18 protein-coding genes, 1 tRNA gene and 1 pseudogene are annotated in these 18,189 nt (G+C 58.7%); 12 read left to right on the top strand and 8 right to left on the bottom strand.

Features of this window, described 5'->3' with window-relative positions; translation table 11 throughout:
• Positions 1-29: 29 nt before the first annotated feature.
• The 4 genes from btpA to ACVWXZ_RS10955 all read right to left on the bottom strand — a co-directional run bounded on the left by btpA (position 30) and on the right by ACVWXZ_RS10955 (position 3,906).
• Positions 30-917, bottom strand: coding sequence for a photosystem I biogenesis protein BtpA (gene btpA / locus ACVWXZ_RS10970; RefSeq protein WP_414329797.1), 888 nt, complete (start codon positions 915-917; stop codon positions 30-32).
• A 31-nt stretch (positions 918-948) separates the two neighbouring features.
• Complete coding sequence (locus tag ACVWXZ_RS10965) at positions 949-2,097, bottom strand: quinone-dependent dihydroorotate dehydrogenase (protein ID WP_457441981.1); 1,149 nt, start codon at positions 2,095-2,097, stop codon at positions 949-951.
• Positions 2,098-2,221: 124 nt separating this feature from the next.
• Positions 2,222-3,523: an O-antigen ligase family protein gene (locus ACVWXZ_RS10960; protein ID WP_457482516.1), complete on the bottom strand. Its 1,302-nt coding sequence runs from the start codon at positions 3,521-3,523 to the stop codon at positions 2,222-2,224.
• Positions 3,523-3,906 carry a 2Fe-2S iron-sulfur cluster-binding protein gene (locus tag ACVWXZ_RS10955; RefSeq protein ID WP_457404070.1) on the bottom strand — a complete coding sequence of 128 codons (384 nt, stop codon included), beginning with the start codon at positions 3,904-3,906 and terminating at the stop codon, positions 3,523-3,525. The genes ACVWXZ_RS10960 and ACVWXZ_RS10955 overlap by 1 nt, the downstream gene beginning before the upstream one ends.
• A gap of 197 nt (positions 3,907-4,103) precedes the next feature.
• Here ACVWXZ_RS10955 and ACVWXZ_RS10950 point away from each other — a divergent pair, with 197 nt between their 5' ends.
• Positions 4,104-4,547, top strand: a complete 444-nt coding sequence (locus tag ACVWXZ_RS10950; RefSeq protein WP_457443968.1) for a phosphomannose isomerase type II C-terminal cupin domain — start codon at positions 4,104-4,106, stop codon at positions 4,545-4,547.
• A gap of 50 nt (positions 4,548-4,597) precedes the next feature.
• Here the strand turns inward: ACVWXZ_RS10950 and ACVWXZ_RS10945 are convergent, their stop codons facing one another.
• Both ACVWXZ_RS10945 and ACVWXZ_RS10940 read right to left on the bottom strand, forming a co-directional pair.
• Positions 4,598-7,039 (bottom strand): M48 family metalloprotease, encoded by a 2,442-nt coding sequence (locus ACVWXZ_RS10945; RefSeq protein ID WP_457482515.1) that lies wholly within the window; start codon positions 7,037-7,039, stop codon positions 4,598-4,600.
• Positions 7,040-7,241: 202 nt separating this feature from the next.
• The gene (locus ACVWXZ_RS10940) at positions 7,242-7,688 is read right to left on the bottom strand and encodes a Fur family transcriptional regulator (protein WP_011433855.1); all 447 of its coding nucleotides are present in this window, start codon (positions 7,686-7,688) and stop codon (positions 7,242-7,244) included.
• 356 nt (positions 7,689-8,044) lie between these two features.
• Between ACVWXZ_RS10940 and ACVWXZ_RS10935 the strand changes: the two genes are divergently transcribed.
• Both ACVWXZ_RS10935 and ACVWXZ_RS10930 read left to right on the top strand, forming a co-directional pair.
• On the top strand, positions 8,045-8,425 hold the full coding sequence (locus ACVWXZ_RS10935; protein ID WP_414357087.1) for a hypothetical protein: 381 nt from the start codon (positions 8,045-8,047) through the stop codon (positions 8,423-8,425).
• 51 nt (positions 8,426-8,476) lie between these two features.
• Complete coding sequence (locus tag ACVWXZ_RS10930) at positions 8,477-9,829, top strand: D-alanyl-D-alanine carboxypeptidase (RefSeq protein WP_457482514.1); 1,353 nt, start codon at positions 8,477-8,479, stop codon at positions 9,827-9,829.
• A gap of 154 nt (positions 9,830-9,983) precedes the next feature.
• Here the strand turns inward: ACVWXZ_RS10930 and ACVWXZ_RS10925 are convergent.
• Positions 9,984-10,056 (bottom strand) — tRNA-Ile (locus ACVWXZ_RS10925).
• Positions 10,057-10,154: 98 nt separating this feature from the next.
• Between ACVWXZ_RS10925 and ACVWXZ_RS10920 the strand changes: the two genes are divergently transcribed.
• The 9 genes from ACVWXZ_RS10920 to ACVWXZ_RS10880 all read left to right on the top strand — a co-directional run bounded on the left by ACVWXZ_RS10920 (position 10,155) and on the right by ACVWXZ_RS10880 (position 17,970).
• Complete coding sequence (locus ACVWXZ_RS10920; protein ID WP_457404055.1) at positions 10,155-10,694, top strand: TMEM165/GDT1 family protein; 540 nt, start codon at positions 10,155-10,157, stop codon at positions 10,692-10,694.
• 57 nt (positions 10,695-10,751) lie between these two features.
• On the top strand, positions 10,752-11,087 hold the full coding sequence (locus ACVWXZ_RS10915; RefSeq protein WP_457404054.1) for a TMEM165/GDT1 family protein: 336 nt from the start codon (positions 10,752-10,754) through the stop codon (positions 11,085-11,087).
• A gap of 115 nt (positions 11,088-11,202) precedes the next feature.
• Positions 11,203-11,352, top strand: coding sequence for a hypothetical protein (locus ACVWXZ_RS10910; protein WP_011433860.1), 150 nt, complete (start codon positions 11,203-11,205; stop codon positions 11,350-11,352).
• Between the two features lie 98 nt (positions 11,353-11,450).
• Positions 11,451-12,212 carry a UMP kinase gene (gene pyrH, locus ACVWXZ_RS10905; protein WP_011433861.1) on the top strand — a complete coding sequence of 254 codons (762 nt, stop codon included), beginning with the start codon at positions 11,451-11,453 and terminating at the stop codon, positions 12,210-12,212.
• Between the two features lie 451 nt (positions 12,213-12,663).
• Positions 12,664-13,716: an endolytic transglycosylase MltG gene (gene mltG / locus ACVWXZ_RS10900; RefSeq protein ID WP_457482513.1), complete on the top strand. Its 1,053-nt coding sequence runs from the start codon at positions 12,664-12,666 to the stop codon at positions 13,714-13,716.
• A gap of 11 nt (positions 13,717-13,727) precedes the next feature.
• Positions 13,728-14,201 (top strand): YqeG family HAD IIIA-type phosphatase, encoded by a 474-nt coding sequence (locus ACVWXZ_RS10895; RefSeq protein ID WP_414329713.1) that lies wholly within the window; start codon positions 13,728-13,730, stop codon positions 14,199-14,201.
• Positions 14,202-14,651: 450 nt separating this feature from the next.
• Entirely contained in the window at positions 14,652-15,299 is a 648-nt protein-coding gene (locus ACVWXZ_RS10890) for a thermonuclease family protein (RefSeq protein ID WP_457404052.1), read from the top strand.
• A 621-nt stretch (positions 15,300-15,920) separates the two neighbouring features.
• Entirely contained in the window at positions 15,921-16,871 is a 951-nt protein-coding gene (locus ACVWXZ_RS10885) for a LysR substrate-binding domain-containing protein (protein ID WP_457404051.1), read from the top strand.
• Between the two features lie 184 nt (positions 16,872-17,055).
• Entirely contained in the window at positions 17,056-17,970 is a 915-nt protein-coding gene (locus ACVWXZ_RS10880) for an alpha/beta fold hydrolase (RefSeq protein ID WP_457388340.1), read from the top strand.
• Between the two features lie 95 nt (positions 17,971-18,065).
• On the opposite strand, the pseudogene ACVWXZ_RS10875 reads toward ACVWXZ_RS10880, so the two are convergent.
• Positions 18,066-18,189, bottom strand: a pseudogene (locus ACVWXZ_RS10875) (RNA-guided endonuclease TnpB family protein); the annotation flags it as partial.

Below are 18,189 nucleotides of genomic sequence, written 5' to 3'. Positions count from 1 at the left end.
TAGTCGGATCCCAATCCTAGCGCCAACAGCTAGTTGGAACCAGAGCCGGGAGCGGCCAGACAAGCATGGTTGGAGGCCCGCTCACGGAGCGCAAGGTGCAGTGCTTCCACAAACTGCCGCACCCGAATTGGGTCGATCATGGGAAAGGGATCCGAATAGCCTGCCGGCATGCCTGCGGAACGGGAAGACCGCTTCAGAGAACTGGCCACAATTACTCCATCTGCCCGCCGGATCAGGCTGCCGATGTTTTCAGCAGTAGCCCCCGAGCCGATGAGCAGCGGCACCTGAGGAGCAACTTTGCGGGCCAGCTCCAGCTCCTCCAGAAGGGGTGGCTTGCCGGTGGCCCAGCCGGAAAGGATGATGGCATCGGCCAGGCCACGTTCCACCGTGTCGGTGATGGCCGCATCCAGACTGATGGGACCTAGGGGTTGGGCGTGTTTCACCAGCACATCGGCGAAAATCTTGATGTTAGCCCCCAGCTCCCGGCGATAGCGCAGCAGGCGGTAGGCATTCCCCTCGATAATGCCTTGGTCGGTCACCATCGCCCCGCAGAGCACATTCACCCGGATGAACTGCGCCCCCACGCAGGCGGCAATTGCCAGAGCACTGCAGCCATCGTTGCGCAAGACATTGATCCCAACCGGCAGCGAGACCAGGGTTTTCAGCCGCTGGACGATGACGGTCATGGCGCTGACCACCGCTGCGTCCACCCGATCCTTGGCAAAGGGGGCATCGTAAAAGTTCTCGACGAGGATCCCGTCTACCCCTCCTGCAGCCAGGGCAGTAGCTGCCTGTTCTGCCTGAGCGATCACCCATTCCAAGTCCCCCCCCCAACGGGGTGAGGTGGGCAGCGGCAACAAATGAACCACCCCAATGACCGGATGGGGGGTTTTGAAGAGGTGTTGCAGCAGGTTCACCGGCAAGCTTCCTCAGGGATCCCTAACGATCTTACGCCTGGATCTGACCCACAGGGGTATTCTCTGGGGGAAGTGTAACATCAGGGCTGGGGGGAGAAGAGCGGGCTAGGCCTCGGAGCAATTGCGGCACCATACCCGGCCCTTCGTAAACCCAGCCGGTGTAGACCTGCAGCAGGCTGGCTCCCGCTTCCAGTTTCTCCAAGGCGTCGGCCAAGGTGAAGATGCCCCCCACTCCGATGATGGGCAATTTTCCTTGGGTGGAGCGGTGGATGTAGCGGATGACTTGGGTGGAACGCTCCCGCAAGGGGGCACCGCTGATCCCGCCGGCTTCTGCAAGGATTGGCCTAGACTCCGCTGGTGCGAAGGGGATCCCGCGGCCAGGCAGGAAACGGGTTTTCAGGTTATCGCGGCGCAGGGTGGTGTTGGTGGCCACAATCCCGGCCAGTTGATGGTCTTGGGCCAGCTCCAGGATGCTGTCAATGTCGGGCCAGTCCAGATCGGGGGCGATCTTCACCAGAAGGGGTTTTCGCTTCTGATTTTCCTGCTGTAAGGCAGACAGGATGGGCTCCAGTTGCTCAGCAGCCTGCAGGGATCGCAGCCCCGGCGTGTTGGGGGAGCTGACGTTGACCACAAAGTAGTCCCCCAGATCCTGGAGCAGCCGGAAGCTGGCCAGGTAATCGGCAGCTGCTTCTTCTAGGGGGGTGATTTTGGCTTTGCCCAGGTTGATTCCGATGGGGATGGGACGTTGCTGTAGCCGACGCAACCGTTCGGCCAGAGCCGCCGCCCCTTGATTGTTAAAGCCCATGCGGTTGAGGGCGGCGCGATCTTGGGGCAGTTGAAACAGGCGAGGTTTGGGGTTGCCCGGTTGGGGCTGAGGAGTGATGGTGCCCACCTCTACAAAACCAAATCCTAGGCTGGGCCAGACGCCCAGAGCCAGGCCATCTTTGTCGAAGCCCGCAGCCAATCCAAGGGGATTGGGAAAGGTAAGGCCCCACAGCGACACCGCTAGCCGGGGATCCCGGTAGCAAAACAGTCGCTCCAGAGCCGATAGGATCCCAGTGGCCTGGGTGGCATCGATCCAATGCAAGGCGCGCAGCAGGCCCATCTTGACCGCTTCCGGGTCGGCTCTCAGCCCAGAAAAAAGCAGAGGCCACAGCACATCTCGGTACAGGTTTACCACAAGGATTTCCTACGGGTGGGAACCCATGGATTTTGGATTTACTGCTAGGTCAAGAGTCATTCCCTATTGCCAGGCAGCGCCAATGCCCATGGTGGGGCATTCAACCGTGACCCCCTTGGGAAAGCTATCCCAGATCTTGGTTGCATTGGCCCTTTGTCGAGCGCTGCTCGAGGCTGGCTCCCCAAACTGCCCCCAAGAGTAAGGTTACCAGCAGGTGAATGCGGCCATCCAACATCACCACGTCCAAAAGCCCTGAGGCAAAAAATGCCGTCAAGGCCAGCAGCATCCCCAACAGGACGCTTTCTTGCGAGCGCCGCCAAGCTTGCCATCCCCGCGCCAAAATCCAGCCCCACAGGATCAGATGGCCCAGCAACAGCGGGATCCCACCCTCGGCTGCCAGGTGTAGGTACAGATTGTGGCAATGGCCCAGCAGCTCCGGCGGCTCCTGAGCATTATAAAGAGCGGCAAAGCTTTGCCAGCCCCAGCCCGTCAAAGGCCGCTCTCGCGCCATCTGCAGGGCGAATTGCCAAGCATCCAGCCGGTTGGCGGTGGAACTAAAATGGAGCGCCTGGGGATCGAAGGTGTCTGCCAGACGGCTCCAAATCAATCGGGGCACTACGGCCCGCCAGCCCGGCCAATCCCAAGCAGCAGCCAAACCAGCCAACCCTATGCCGACCAAGATCCCGATCCCCCACCAACAGCGCCGCAGGGCCAGCCCCATCATCAGCGCCAGCCCCCCCGCTCCCCAGCCGTTGCGAGAGGCCGTCAGCAGCAACAAGAGGGATCCCAGCCCCAGCACAGCTCCCAGCCCTACTGCCTGTGGCCAGTCTTTGTCGGCCTGATCCAGCCACAGCCCTGCTGCCAAGCACAGGTGGATCACCAGGTAGATGGCCAGCGTATTGGGGGAAGTGAAGGCTGCCGCCGGTCGCTCTCCCCCGGCAACCCCCGTAATCCAAACCGGCCCCAAGAAGAAGTGCCCCTGCCATTCCCACAGCACTTCTCCCCAACCCAAAAGCAGCATCAGCCCGCTGCCCAGCACCAACACCTGGGCCAACCGCCGACGGCCCACAGGACAGGACTCCGTCCCGCTACCGCGAGAGGCCAGAACAGCGGCAAAGGCCGGCAGCATCAACAAAAAAGGCCAGTAGTTGAACATCCCCGGCAGGCTCAGTCGCCAATCCTCCCCCAAAAAAGCCACTCCCACTGCCGCCAGGCTCAGGAGAGCCGCCAGTCCAAACAAGGGATCCCGCAGGATCGCCCCACCATAGCGGGTATAACCCTGGATCGTCCCCACCAAAGCCAACAGCAAGCTGGGGGCCAGATTCACCGGGATCAGCGCCGCTGCTGCCAGCAGCCAGCCCCGCGGTTGAGAGGGCAAGGGATCCGGCGACAGTTGTTGAGACAAAACCGGTGCCGAAGAAGACATCACTCATCCTCAAGGGGGATCCCTGGCCTGACCTGCCCCTGGCCGAAGTAGCGCCCAAATTGCAGCTCGTACACCTCATCTTCATCTTGGGTTTCTACCCAGAGCTCCGAGCGGGCATAGCCCACGCACAGCAGCCCATACCCCTGCTCCTTCAGCTCCCGCGAGATGCCCATTGCCTCCGGCTGATACAGGGATCCCCGCCGTACCCGCACCGCACAGGTGGTACAGGCGCCGTTGCGACAGGCAAAGGGCAGTTGGATCCCTTGGGCCTCGGCGCTGGCCAAAATGTATTGATCCGCCGGCACCTGGATCAGATAGTGGGTGTCCCGTTGGCGGTCATGGATGTGAACCGGGTAAGAAGGGACAGAAGAGGAAGAACGCATGGGGAAGTGGCCTTTTTGCAGAGCAGAAATCTTTTTCATGATTCCACAGGATTTTAACCACTACCCCACCAAACCTGAACCGGCTGGGGATCCCCAGGAGCTGAAGCCGATCTGTTGGTGGTTATAAAGATAAACAAACAGACTCCGAGTTGATGATTGGGATAAGCTACAGGTAGGCCTCCCAAGGAGAGCATCCCATGCTAGAAACCCCCAATGCCAATTTGGCCTCACTGGAAAAACCATCGTCTTCCCTCTCTGCCGAAACCCTCAACAAGCTGATCGAGAGCAATGCTGAAAGTCGGCCTTGGGGGAGCTTTACAGTGCTGGAAGAGGGCCCTGGCTACAAAATCAAGCGGATCGTGGTTTTGCCCAAGCATCGCCTTAGCCTGCAGTTGCACTACCATCGCAGCGAACACTGGATCGTCGTTGCCGGCACCGCCAAGGTCACCTGCGGAGACGAAGAAAAGCTCATCACGGCCAACCAATCCACCTACGTTCCCCCTTGCACCAAGCATCGCCTGGAGAACCCTGGCGTCATCCCTCTGGTGATTATCGAGGTGCAAAACGGCCAGTACTTGGGCGAAGACGACATTGTCCGCTTCAGCGACGACTACGCCCGGGTTAACGGTGGGCAAGAGTAGCCAATCCCAATGGCCTAGGCGAGCTCTTCGCTGCTGAGGATCGCGATCCTCTAGAACAGCATCACCAGCAGGGCAACCACCAACAACAGCACAGCCCACATAGCCTGCCAGAAGGGATGGTAGCTGGTGATGAGCTGGCCATGGCGGCTTTGAAAGCGGGCCAGATCCAGGTAAGGGGCCACCCCCCGTCGGAACCACCCCACTGCGGATCCCTCTTGGCCGATCAACCCCCCTGCCTGGTACGCCCCGAACAGGAAGTTGCCCAGCGGCCCAAAGCGGGAAGCATAGCGTAGGAAGATCATGCCGGTCTTATCCTGGAACTTGAGATCGGAGCCAAAGCGATAGCCCGGATCCCCTCGCCCAATCACCCGCCCTTCCAACTGCATTGGCAGCCCACGCAGAGGGCTGGCGTAGGGATTGCTCATCGCCTTCAGCACGGTCAACGCCGGCGGGTTTTCCAGACTGGGGTACATCACCGTCATCTTCAGCAGCAGGCCCAAGCCCACCCCCATCAGGGTCAGCCCGGCAAACATTTCATAGAAGCCCACCTGCAAGGCCGGGATCCCGAGCAGTGCCCCCACAATCGCCCCCAGCCACTCGGCGTTCAACAGCAGCACATCCAGCAGAAAGTTCCCGTAGAGCTGTTGCCGGTTGAGCTGCTTGCCCTGGGCAACCACGCTGGCCATATCGAACTCCACCGGCAGATCCAGTTGCTCCGCATAGGTGCCCAGCGCCCGTACCCGTTTGCCCGTGAGGGGATGGGTGGAGTTCAGCTCCATCCACCAGGCCCAAGGGTTAAACAGATCCCACAAAAATACCCTGCCCACCTGGCCGGGATCCGAGGCAACCCGGTAGGCCGTCCCCGCCGTAACAGCCGCCTTGGCATCGTAGATCCCCAAAGCCCGCGTTCCTTCCAGCAGGCGAGCACTGCGCTGTCGGGTTTCCTCATCCCGCTCCCGCTCTCCCTCTTGCACAATGCCGTAGGCAATTTTCACCAAAGCCCGCGAGAGCCCATTGGGGTTGCCGGTGGTTTCGGCGGCAAAGTGGTCGGCAAAGTACTCCCGCACCCGCGACAGATACAGCAACAAGTAGGAGCCGGCCACATAGAAAAAGTAGGCGACCAAGGCCAGGAAGCGGAGGCTGCCCCTTTTGCCGTTGTCGCGCGCATCCCGCATGTAGACGTAAAGAAGGTAGAGAATCTGCACCAACGTGGAAGCCAGGGTCATGACGGCGAAATCCCAGTGGATCACATGCCCCAGCTCGTGGGCATAGACCGTAGCCACCTCTTCATCTTCCAAGTAGGTGAACAACCCTTCGCTGACAACAATGCGGGCCGTGTCCGGCAGGCTGCCATAGGTGAAGGCGGTGGGGTTTTGGTCGCGGATCAGCCCCAGCTTCGGCTGCTTCAGCTTGTACTGTCGGCAGACCCGTTCAATGACCTCCGCACTCTCTGGGCTGCGACGCCCGATTTCCGCCAAGCTTACCCACTCGGTGCCATAGAGGCTGTGCTGGATCCAGTCCATCAGCCAAGGGGACAAAAAGAAGATCAGGGCATTGAAGGCGAGGGTGAGCAGAATGGCGAAGATGAAAGAGCCCAGAGAGAATCCCCCCTCTAAGCTGCCCAAGACGGTCAGGAAAAGCACAAACACCATACCGAACAGCAGGCTCAGGGTCACACCTGAGGCCGCCGTCAGGTTGCCGGCAAAGCTGGCCAAAATCAGCGAGACCCCCACCTGAGGCGCGCGGTAGCTGCGCTTGGTTTGCCCAGTTTTGAGACCTGAGGTGGCGGGATCCAATTCCGCTAGGGTGCGGCTGGGGTTGAAGCAATAGCGGCTCAGCCAAACGCTCAATAGACGCAGCTCGTGGGGATTCAGGCTTTTCAGAGGCTCCAGCCACAGGGCTGCCTCCACCGACAGCATCACCGTCGAGACGGCGCTGGGATTGCGAAACAAGGTGGGCAAGAGGGGCAGAACCTCCTGTTTTTGCCCAGAAGTGAGGCTGTGAAAACCCAAAACCGCCTGGCGGAGCAAACCAGGCGGCTGAGGAAGGTCGGCAGTAAGCAACTGGCGATCGCTGACAAAGCAGTAGCGGCTTAGATCCAGACTCTCCGGGGACTCCGTCCCACTGACGGGTTCGCGAGAGGGTCGCGTAGCGGTAAAGTGCTCTGCACTGCTAACACGACCGGGATCCACCTTGTCTGTCGCCGGCTCCGGATCCAGCCTCACCTGAGTTTTCCAGTCGGCAGCCTGCTGGCCCATGGGGCGGCTGTAGAGGGCCAACCGTTTGACTTGGGGGTAGCGAGTGGGAATCGCCTTCTGGAACCAGGCCGTCAACTCCTCATAGTTGAGAGCAAGGCCGGCAGGGCGGTTGATCATAATGACGAGGGCATAAGCCTTGGGACTCTCCTGGAGCGGTTGGGCTTTGGCCTGTAACCTAAGGCGGGGATTGGCCAGCGCCTGCTCCAGCCACTGCACCACTTCCTGTTCGTTCATGGCCCTCTCCCGGATCTAGTGGGGTGAAGAAGATCAACTATTCATCAACCATTCAACTGTTGCCTCGGTTGCCGACTGCCGATTGGCCTCACGGGAGCTATTCTGGCATTTCCTCCCGTCAACGGGATCCCCATCCTCCTACCAGCCCAGTACAGTTCCCCTTCTGGGAAAGCATGAGAACCTGAGCTTTGGGAATTTTTGGCTACAAAATCGAGCGCTGCCCTTCTGGGCTGATACCAATAATGGTGAGCTGGCAATCCAACACTTTGAAACCGTACTTTTCTGCCACCTTCTGGGTGATGTTAAGAATGGCGTTGTTTTTGAACTCGATCACCTTGTTGGTCTTGACGCACACCAGATGGTGGTGGTGGTGGGGGGCCGGCTGGTTGATCTCGTAATGTTTGTGCCCTTCGGTCAGTTCCAGTTCTCGCAAAATGCCCATGCGGGACATCAGCTTGACGGTGCGGTAAATGGTGGAAAGGCTAATGTTGTGGCCTTCTTCCCGCAACTTTTTGTGCAACTCCTCCGCGCTCAGATGCGTGCCCTCAGGCAAGTTTTGAAACGTTTGCAGGATGATCTCCCGCTGCCGAGTGGCTCGCCAGCCTTTGGCATTGAGCTCTGCCTTGAACGCCTCTTCGGTGTAGACCATGATGCCGCCCCTCCGCTGTTGGGCAACGTCGCCGTAACAGTCAATAAGTTCTGTAATTGATAATAACTTTATTTATGACGACACCACCCGACTTGGTTGCTGAAGACATCGTTCAGGCTCAGTTCAGGCCCAATAGAACAGGGACGCAACTGAGGCGCATGGGCTGCCGGGAGAGCCTCGGGAAGGGTGCGGGAAACCCAATCCCTCATCCATCCGGGATGAGCTAGCCTACAGAGCAGAGCCATGTGGCGGACTGTTTCTGGTGTTCGGGCGCGCCTAGGCTAACATACTCAAGAAAAGGCCCGCGGCATCCTGACGGCGTTGGCAAGCGTAGTGATCGGGGAAGGAAAACGAAAATGCGGTTTGAGCAGCCCAAAACCTATTCCATTTCTCTGGGTGGCTGGGGGTTCTGGCTGGGATCCCTGGCGTTGGCAGCTTTGCTGACCAGTGTCGGGCTGGGGTGGCTGGTCGCCGGATTGGTGGCTCTGTTGCTGTTTTTGCTGTCCTTGCCGGTATTGGTGCTCCTGGCCTTTCGCTGGTGGGCGCGCCGCTGGATTACCACCGATCGCTGCCCGGTGTGTGGGTCGGAATCGCAAGCCGTCGAGGGCAGCCGTTTCTTTTGCCCCAATTGTGGAGAGCCGCTGTTTGTTGCAGACGGACGTTTTTATCGGCAAACGCCCCCCGGCACCATCGATGTAGAGCCTGTGGAAGAGGGTGGCTGGGAATTGACGAGCTGATGCCCCCTCGGTTGCCGGGATGTTTAGAGGGTGTTTTCCGTGAAAAGTGCTATGCCTGCGGCACCCCATGGTGCTACACAACACTGTTGCTCCGCAACGCTGACGCCACGGCACGAACGACATCTGTGGGGCTGGCCCGGTAGGCGGCTGGTTTCCAGCTGGGTTGGGCTGCTCTCGGCGGCAATTCTGTTGCTGGGTTTGTCTCCCACTTCTCAGGCGACGGAGCAGGGATCCCTGCAACCTCAGGTGGAAACTTATCTGGCTCAGTTGGCCGGTCGGGGGTTTTCGCCCACAGCTCAGGGGGTTTGGCTGCAGATGGAGGATCCTTCGCCTCAGCGGGACAGAATCCTTGTTTTGGGACAGCATCAGGGATCCACACCCTTGCCGGCTGCTTCTTTGACCAAGGTGGCAACGACCCTGGCCGCTTTGCAGCACTTTGGCCCGCAGCACCGCTTTGTTACCACCTGGCTGGCCACTGGCCCCTTAACTGCTGAGGGAGTTCTACAGGGGGATCTCTGGGTTCTGGGGGGGGAGGATCCCTTGTTCGTCTGGGAGGAAGCCTTCTCCGTCGGCAACCTGCTCAATGCCTATGGGATCCGCCAGGTGCGCGGGGATCTGGTGGTGGTGGGCCGCTTTTACATGAACTTTTCCCGGGATGTGGCGCAATCGGGATCCCTGTTGCGGCAGGGGCTGGATGCGCGGCGCTGGCCGCCAGAGGCGGAGGCCCAATTTCAAACCTTACCCCCCGGCACACCCAGACCTCAGGTGGAGATTTTGGGCTCGGTACGGGTTGCCCAGCAGATCCCGCCTGCCGCCCAGGTTTTGCTCAGACATGAATCGCCCCCCCTCATTCACTTGGTCAAGCTGATGAACCTCTACAGCAACAATTCCATGGCCGAGATGTTGGCCGATGCAGTGGGGGGTGCTGACCAAGTGGCCCAAATTGCCCGGGCCATCGCCGGGATCCCGGCAGAAGAGCTGCAACTGATCAACGGCTCCGGGTTGGGGGTGGAAAACCGCATTTCTCCGCGGGCCAATGTAGCTTTGCTTCGAGCGATCCAATCTCTTCTGGAGGAGCAGGGGCTCTCTCTTGCCGATGCTTTTGCCGTCGTCGGCCAGGATGTGGGGGTGTTGGAACGGCGGCTGTTACCAGGGATCCTAATTGCCAAGTCGGGCACCCTGAGGAGCGTCAGCACCTTGGCGGGTGTACTGCCAACCGCGCAGGGGGACATTTGGTTTGCCCTAATGAATGGCGGATCCGATCTGGTCGGCTTTCGCACCCAGCAGGGACAATTCCTCAGCCAGCTCCAGTCCCAATGGGGATCCCCCACCACCTTGCCTGAGCGTTGGATCCCTCGCTCTGGGGATACGGGATCCCGCACAGAGCTGAACCCGCGTCTTTGAAACTGTGCCCAACTGGTTCTCTCTCAGCCCAGAGTGACCTCGGTCGCGTTAGCGGAACGCAGTCCTATGTCCGCCCTCCCAGTTTGGGAATTGAGATCGACTTGGCCCGCTGTCAACAGCCCTCAACCCAGAAACCTCGTCCAGCAATTCCCGATGGGGCGTACAGGGATCGAACCTGTGTAAGGCAAATTATGAGTTTGCTGCCTAAACCGCTCGGCCAACGCCCCTGATTCTTTTACTCTAGCGTTTACTCTAGCGCCCTTGTCTCCTCCAGAAGCGGCTGAAAACAGGATAAGCTGCATGTCGGTGGTTAGGATCTGACGCCATGGCTTCGCCGCGTTCTTGGCAGGGGCAAATGGCCCTGGGCTTGGGGTTGATTGCCTTGTCCTCGGCTCTCTGTTTCGGTTTCTTGGCCGTTGGGCAGCACTATCTCTACGGGGATGGATCCGCTGCGGATTTCAAGCCCGCCAGGGAGAGTTTGGCTTTGTCTCCCGCCCCCGAGATTGGACTTCCGACGACACCGCCCCTCCCTAACCCCCCCTCTTCCGACGGCAATCTCCCAGAGGGATCCCCACTGCAACTCTGGTTTGTTACTTTTTTAACCGTGTTTGTGGCGGAAATGGGCGATAAAACCCAGTTGGCAACCTTGCTCATGAGTGCCCAATCCCAATCTCCTTGGGCGATCTTTTTCGGTTCCGCCGGTGCCTTGGTGACCGCCAGTTTTTTCAGCGTAGTGTTGGGGGAAGGTCTGGGGCAAGTCATTCCCCCAGGCTGGCTACAATGGTTGGCGGGTGCAGGGTTCCTGGTGATCGGGGGCTATGTATTATGGCAGGAGTGGCGGGGGAACAAGCTCCCAGAGGGCTAGCCTCCCTGAGCAGCCGATGCCAACCCGGCAGGACAGAGTGGAGAACAACCGAGGAACGTGTTGATCCAAGACAACGACAGCCGAACCCCGTCTTTTTTGCTGCGGCAAATGGCCGGACGGGCCGCCCTAGTGAGCTTTGGCTCGATTCTGCTGGCCGAAATGGGCGATAAAACCCAATTGGCGACCCTGCTCCTCAGTGCCCGCTCGCAAAACGCTGGGGTAATCTTTTTGGGCGCTGCTGCTGCTTTGATCAGCACCAGCCTAATTGGGGTGTGGGCAGGAGCTTGGGTGGCCCGCCTGATCCCACCTCGCTGGATCAAAACCCTGGCAGGCGTGGGGTTTGTTGTGATGGGCCTGGCCTTGTTATGGGGATCCCTGCCCATAGCCGGCTGAGCAGAGGGCTTCAGGATGGCTTCGGCAAAGCGTGATAGGATTAAGAGCGCCTCACTTTGACACTTCAAACTGAGGACCTTCACTTGAGTCCGGACAACCGGTCAGGAAAACCAGCATGGCCAAAAAACGCAATCTGAAGCGGGAAAAAGCCGAGCGCAACCGCGAATATGCCAAACAGTTCCAAAAAAGTCGTGCTCGCAATGGCCGCCGCTTCCGTTCTGCCCCCCGCGACAACGAGGCCAGCGCTGGCGAAGAACAGCAGTAAGGTTGTTTTTGTCGAGATGCTCTGTCGGTCAATCCTGTGAGCGGAGCTAGTTCAACAAACCTGCTATCGTATGCAGGGGTGGGCCGGAGCGGATAAGCATGAAATATCGACGGATTCTACTGAAGTTGAGTGGTGAAGCCCTGATGGGGGAGCGCCCCTACGGGATCGACCCCGAGGTCTTGAAGTCCATTGCCGGCGAAGTGGCCTCAGTGGTACGGGCCGGTGTGCAAGTGGCGATTGTGGTGGGAGGGGGTAACATCTGGCGCGGGCGCAAAGAGGCGGCTGCCCAAGGGATGGATCAGGCTTCTGCCGACTACGTAGGGATGCTGGCCACCGTCATCAACGCCTTAACCCTGCAGGATGCCATTGAGCGAGCCGGGATCCCCACCCGGGTGCAGACGGCCATCGCCATGCAAGAGGTGGCGGAGCCCTACATTCGTCGCCGCGCCATTCGTCACCTGGAAAAGGGGCGGGTGGTGATTTTTGGGGCAGGATCTGGCAACCCCTTCTTCACCACCGATACCACTGCGGCCTTGCGGGCGGCGGAGATCGATGCCGAGGTGATTTTCAAAGCCACCAAGGTGGACGGAGTTTACGATGCGGATCCCAAGACTCACCCTCAGGCCCGCCGCTACGATGTCCTCAGCTATCAGGATGTGCTGAACCGCGATCTGCGGGTTATGGACAGCACCGCCATCGCCCTCTGCAAGGAAAATCAATTGCCCATCGTGGTCTTTGACCTGACTACCCCTGGCAATATTTATCGAGTGGTGCAGGGAGAACCCATCGGCACTTGGATCGGACAGCGGACGGTCGAGAACAACGGGATCCCCAGCCCAGGAGAGTTGATCCCAAGTTAGGGGGGAAATCGGCCTTGAGAGTCCGGCGACGCCCTAGCCAGGATTGAGTCCGAAGGATAGCCTGGCTCAAGGGTGTGCTCAGGCCGTTTGGAGGGAAAGGCAATGACAGATCAGCTAGAAATTGCAGGAGCCCCGCACTGTACCCGTAGGGTCGGTGTCGGGAGGAATGCTATAACAATACTGCGGACACCAGAAACGGTTGTTTAAGGCACTGGTAACGGTCGATTGGGGGTGCTGTAAACCACCCCAGAGGCTCGTGGTTGGCTTGCTAACTGCAGGGCTACTAAAAGCCCGCTCCGTACCGCCTAGCGGTTGGTGTCGGGTAGTTTACGTTCAGCATTCGGCCCAAAAGGATCCCGTCTTGCCCAAATGCTCTGCTGCCCAAGGCGCTATACCCAGGTCACCCCATGTTGCTACGCAACGCTTACGCGAACGCTGGGGTCGGCGTCTTTTGCAGAGCTTGATTTTCCTGTTGGTTCTGGTCGGGGGATTGGGCTACTGGCAGTGGCAGACCTGGCTCCAGCCGGTGGGCGGCCCAGAACCGATCCAAGTAACAATCCAGCCGGGCAGCAGCAGCCGTCTGATCGGGCAAAAACTGCGCCAAGCAGGGGTGATTCGCTCAGCTCTGGCTTGGGAGCTGTGGAGCCGCACCTTCGGGCGCGACTGGGTGTTTCAGGCGGGCACCTACGCTTTGGATCCCAACCAGGACATGCTGGCCGTGGCCCAGCAACTGCGGCAGGGAAGGATCCTGCAAAGACGTCTGACCATCCCGGAGGGTTGGCGCATCGAGCAAATGGCAGAGGCTCTGGCCCAGCGCAACTGGCTGGCAGCCGATGCCTTCATTGCCGTGACCCGGGTGATTCCCCCCCTCGATTGGCTGCCCCCCCACTTGAGCTCTCTAGAAGGCTACCTGTTCCCAGACACCTATCTTTTCCCCATCGAACAGGTGGAGGGATCCCTGCCGGATCGGGAAAAGGCCCAGATGGTGGTCGACGCCATGCTGCAGCGATTTGTCGCAGTGGCCCTGCCCCTGTTCCGCCAGCACACCACTTCCCTGTCTCTGCACGAGTGGGTTACCCTGGCCAGCATTGTGGAGCGGGAGGCCGTGGTGCCGGAAGAACGCGCTTTGATTGCAGGTGTCTTTCTGAACCGGCTTAAGAAAGGGATCCCCCTGGGAGCCGATCCGACGGTGGAATATGCCTTGAATATCCGGCAAACCCCAGATCGCCGCCTCACCCTTGCGGAGGTGCGCACCCCCTCTCCCTACAACACCTACCTCAACCCGGGCTTGCCCCCTGGTCCCATCGCCAGCCCGGGCTTGGCCAGCTTAAAAGCCGTTTTGCAGCCTGAGCAGACCGACTATCTCTACTTCGTGGCCCGCTACGATGGCACTCACATTTTCAGCAAAACCCTAGCAGAGCACGAGGCAGCCCAATTGCAAATTATTCAAGAGCGTCGGCAAGCTGCCCAGGGATCCCACCATAGTCCTCAACCCAGTCCTTAGCCGAGGAGCGGATGGTACACAAACCTTGGTTCAAGCTCCTGCAACCGGATCTGGTGGTGGCCGGCACTGTCTTAAAGTTGCGGGCAGAAGACCTGTGGGCCTGGCAGGTAAAAGGCATCATCTTTGACGTAGACGGTACACTGGTGCCGAGCCGACAGGTTGAGGTAGATCCCGCTGTGGCTGCTTGGCTGGAGCAGTTGCGTCCGCACTTTCAAATTTGGCTGGTGAGCAACAACCTCAATCGCAGCCGCATCCAACAAATCGGAGAAAGCCTGAACCTGCCCTACATTCACCGCGCTGGGAAACCCTCACGGCGGGCCTTGCGGCGGGCCGTAGCCCAGATGGGCTTGCCGGTAGAAGCAGTGGCTATGGTGGGAGACCGCCTGTTGACGGATATTTTGGCGGGCAATCGACTGGGGTTGGTAACCGTGCTGGTCAACTCCCTCTTGTCCGAAGCAGTCGAAAAGAACCCTGCTACCCTCTAGGGGCTGCGCTTTTGAGAGATTTGAGAGTTGGACAACTGTAATTGTTTCAAACTGAATTGAAAAGGTTTCCAAGCACTCCCCCTTTCCTTCGCAAAGAGAGAAGACCAAAAGACAATCCTGCTGCTCGGAAGGACTTAGTCACTTCAGTTTAGGGTGAGACGCCTGGGCAGCTGAGAAAAGCCCTGTGGCCCCATGCATGTTTCATGCATGTTTTAGGTGTGGGTACAGTGTCCCAGTTTGAATCGAAATGACCAACCACAGGTTGTCAGCGCTGACAACTGCTGACCGGATGGGTAGCACATCTAAAAATCAAGACAAAAATCGAGAGAGATTTTCCAGACCTGACCCATCTGCCCCAATTTTTTGTAGAGTGACGGCAGGTGAGCCGGATCCCGCGTTGAAGCCCAGTAGGCGGCGGTGTGAGGGCGGTGTGAGATCCAAAGGTCAAGCATGCGAACCATCCCTATTGTCAAGTCCGCCATGCAACGGCTAAAGTCCATGCTGCAAAAATCCCTGCGTTCTGCTGCGACTTCCCCCCGCTCCAGATCCTCGCTTGTATCCAATGGACGGAGCCTGATCAAGCTGGGCAGCTTTCTGGCCTTGCCTTTGATATTCTCGACATTGCCCGGTTGGGCTTTAACATTGGTGGCGCGTCCAGATCTGCGCGACCTCAAACGTGCAGCCGTGGTTCGGGTGATCAACTACAACACCCTGGTTGTCCAGCTTGAAGGAGACTTGAATTTGCGGCTGGTGCAACTGATTGGGATCGATCCCTTGCCTGACCCGATCAACCCCAACTGGACGGAGTTGCGCGGACAAACCCCTCTGGCAGTTTACAATGCTGGCCAATATCTGCAGACTGCTCTGCTGGGACGTGAGGTGTTTTTGGAGTTGGATCCTGCCCTAGCCCCTGCTCCCACCTTGCCTGCCTACGTTTGGCAAGCCAACACCCTCATCAACCAGGAAATGCTGTTTTTGGGGCATGGCCTGTTGTCGCCACAAACCGATGGCTTGAAGTACGGCCCCATTCTTACTGAAGCTGCCGATGCAGCCAAAAGACAAGGACGCGGCTATTGGACAACCTACGGCCCTCGCTAGAGACCAAGCCAAACCCAGAGCTGGAATTGCCGGCCTGTTTGTTGAGAATAATCTCAACAGCCATCTTCCGCCGGTCGGTGAGAGCATGACTCTAGTCAATAATAAGCTCAACTATACTGAAAATAATGTATAATATGTTCAGTACGGATTACTACCAGTTGATCTTTCTGTTTACTTTCGAGTCTGCCAACATGGTAGCCAAAGCAAAGCAGAAAATTGGTAGTAAGACGACACGGAAACTGCGCTTTGGGTATTCTACTCAAAGCTTTGCGGGATACCGCCATTCTGTTTGGACTCCGTCCCGCTAACGCGAATGGAAACAAACAGAATGCTATCGCTGCATAGTTGAACAGTGATGTTCAGCAGTGTTCAGCGTAAATGTATCAGGTAGGTATTGTGGGCATAGCTGCTCCGAATGGCAGAGAAACAGCCCGAAGATTCTGAGCTCTCCTCTCCACTCTTGGCTGGTCACCCCCCAGAGCCGAGCTGCCGGGAAAGGGTTGAGCTGCTCTCTTGGGATTTCTCGCTTGTTTATGATGATCTCGTGTGGGTTTCCAAACGCGGGCTGCCCAGCTTTTCAGGGAAACGTAAGGGATCCCACTGTGGGGTTTGGAGTTCCCTATGGCGGATGAGTTGCCGTTTACTCTAGATCAGCTCCTCATCGTGCGGGCAATTGCCCAGCAGGGTAGTTTTCGCCGTGCTGCCGATAGCCTGTTTGTCTCCCAGCCTGCCGTCAGCTTGCAAGTACAGAACCTGGAGCGACAGTTGGGGGTGGTGCTGTTCGACCGCAGTGGGCGCAAGGTGGAGCTGACGGATGCCGGGAAAGTGGTGCTGCAGTACAGCGAGCGCATCCTCAAGCTGTGCCGTGAGGCCGTCGAGGCCCTAGCGGATTTGCAGAAAATGGAGGGGGGGCATCTGGTTCTGGGGGCCAGCCAAACGGTGGGCACCTATGTCATGCCTTCTTTGATCGCCCAATATCACCGCCGCTATCCACAAATTTCCGTACAGCTCTTGGTGCAATCCACGCGGCGAATTGCCCAGAAATTAGTGGACGGCCAGTTGGACGTGGCCATTGTTGGCGGGGAGATCCCCTTTGAGCTGCAGCGGCACTTGAAGGTGATGGCTCTGGCGGAAGATGAATATGTGTTGGTCGGTGCTCCCGGGTGTGCCATCGACTCTCCGGCTCTTGTGGATCTGCTGGCTTTGCCCTTCATCACCTTGGATCCCCAGTCTTCCACTCGGCAAACCATCGATCGGGTGCTGAACCGCCACGGCATTAACCCGGCCCAATTGAACGTGCGGCTGGAACTCAGCTCGATTGAAGCGATCAAAAATGCCGTCCAGGCGGGGTTGGGGGTGGCCTTTCTGTCCATGGTGGCAGTGGGATCCGATGTGGAACAGGGACGGTTCCAAAAGCTGGCGGTGGAAGGGCTACAGATACGGCGTACCCTCTGGCTGGCTTTTAACCCGGAGCGCTATCAATCGCAGGCAGCCACCCGTTTTCTCCAGGGGCTGCTGACCCGCCAAGACTGGCTGAAAACTCCCCCGCCCCATTTGCAGTTGATCGGCTAAGTTGCGATGCGTTACGGCCTTTTCCGAGTTGATGGGATCTCCGGTAGATTCCGGTGGATTGAGCAGGATCCCTGTTCAAAGAGATACGAGAGATATTTCCGTATAGGTGCATTCGCTGTAGCCAATGCTGCTCCGGAAGAAACTGCATCTGCTGAATCTGTCTGTGTCTACTGACCCCAAGCCGATGACCAGGCAAACGCTGTTGGAACGACTCCCCCTGGCCCAGCGCTTGGCGGAGTTACAGGCCCGCGTTCAAGAGATCCCGCTGCACAGGGTGAAATTGGAAGGGTTGAACATCGCAGGGGCAGAGTCCTGCTGGGCTGCCTATCGAGACTGGGGAAAAGGGATCCCACTGCTGTTTCTGCATGGCTTTATGGCCACTCATGCCAACTGGTGGCCGCTGATGCAAGGGTTGGGAGACGAATATCGCTGCATTGCCTTGGATTTACTGGGGTTCGGGCAGTCCGGCCAACCGGCCTTGCACTACGACATCGCTGCAGAAGTAGAGTTTGTGCGCGGATTTGTCCAAAGGCTGGGCCTAGCTGCTCCGGTTTTGGTGGGCCATTCCTTTGGGGGATGGGTGGCGGCAGCTTACGCCGTGCGGTATCCGCTGCGGGGGTTGGTTTTGTTGGCTCCTGCCGGGATCCGCGACGACAGCTTTGTGAGACGCTACAACCATTTGCGGCCCTTGCTCTGGGAAAGCGCTTGGGTGGATTGGCTGTTGCGGGCGATCGCTCCGCTGGCCCGCTGGTGGCATTGGGAAGACAAGCTGGCCCAGCTCTTGTGGTTGCGGGGATCCCTGCGTCAGCAGCCGGTCGCTCGGCAATTTCTCCGACAACGTCTGCGCCCACAAGCTGCTGTCGATACGGTTGAACGTTATCTCAACTACATTCAGGCCCCCACCCTGGTGATCGCCGCCGAACAGGACGACACCATTCCCCTCTGGCACTGCCAAACCTATGCCGAAGGGATCCCTGGGGCTCAGCTCAAGATCCTGGCCGGGGCCGGCCACGCCATCCCTGCCTTGCATGGGGAACAGGTGCTGCCCCTGATCCGGGAATTTCTCGACACAGCCCTTTCCGCACAATGCGGGCTTTGAGCTGGGGCTGTAGCGTATGGCCGAGAGAGGAATGCCGCTTGCCAGATGGCGATGCCCGATAGGCGACGGAGCGCCGCCCAAGGGGAACGCGTAAACTACCCGGCCCTGACTGCTTCGCAGTACAGGGCGGGCTTTCGGTAGCCCTGCAGTTGGCAAGCCAACCACGGACCTCTAGGCTGGTTTACGACAGCCCCAAGTTTGGCAATCATGTTGGCCCCA

It is taken from the genome of Thermostichus sp. MS-CIW-38 (assembly GCF_054058415.1).
This window is presented reverse-complemented; position numbering and strand designations above follow the sequence as displayed.

Coding starts and splice junctions, on each gene's coding strand:
- ACVWXZ_RS10960 (WP_457482516.1), bottom strand. CDS start 3,523: ATGTCTTCTTCGGCACCGGTTTTGTCTCAACAACTGTCGCCGGATCCC.
- ACVWXZ_RS10910 (WP_011433860.1), top strand. CDS start 11,203: ATGGCCAAAAAACGCAATCTGAAGCGGGAAAAAGCCGAGCGCAACCGC.
- ACVWXZ_RS10940 (WP_011433855.1), bottom strand. CDS start 7,688: ATGGTCTACACCGAAGAGGCGTTCAAGGCAGAGCTCAATGCCAAAGGC.
- ACVWXZ_RS10935 (WP_414357087.1), top strand. CDS start 8,045: ATGCGGTTTGAGCAGCCCAAAACCTATTCCATTTCTCTGGGTGGCTGG.
- ACVWXZ_RS10920 (WP_457404055.1), top strand. CDS start 10,155: ATGGCTTCGCCGCGTTCTTGGCAGGGGCAAATGGCCCTGGGCTTGGGG.
- ACVWXZ_RS10945 (WP_457482515.1), bottom strand. CDS start 7,039: ATGAACGAACAGGAAGTGGTGCAGTGGCTGGAGCAGGCGCTGGCCAAT.
- ACVWXZ_RS10955 (WP_457404070.1), bottom strand. CDS start 3,906: ATGCGTTCTTCCTCTTCTGTCCCTTCTTACCCGGTTCACATCCATGAC.
- ACVWXZ_RS10880 (WP_457388340.1), top strand. CDS start 17,056: ATGACCAGGCAAACGCTGTTGGAACGACTCCCCCTGGCCCAGCGCTTG.
- ACVWXZ_RS10930 (WP_457482514.1), top strand. CDS start 8,477: ATGCCTGCGGCACCCCATGGTGCTACACAACACTGTTGCTCCGCAACG.
- ACVWXZ_RS10895 (WP_414329713.1), top strand. CDS start 13,728: ATGGTACACAAACCTTGGTTCAAGCTCCTGCAACCGGATCTGGTGGTG.
- ACVWXZ_RS10890 (WP_457404052.1), top strand. CDS start 14,652: ATGCGAACCATCCCTATTGTCAAGTCCGCCATGCAACGGCTAAAGTCC.
- ACVWXZ_RS10885 (WP_457404051.1), top strand. CDS start 15,921: ATGGCGGATGAGTTGCCGTTTACTCTAGATCAGCTCCTCATCGTGCGG.
- ACVWXZ_RS10950 (WP_457443968.1), top strand. CDS start 4,104: ATGCTAGAAACCCCCAATGCCAATTTGGCCTCACTGGAAAAACCATCG.
- pyrH (WP_011433861.1), top strand. CDS start 11,451: ATGAAATATCGACGGATTCTACTGAAGTTGAGTGGTGAAGCCCTGATG.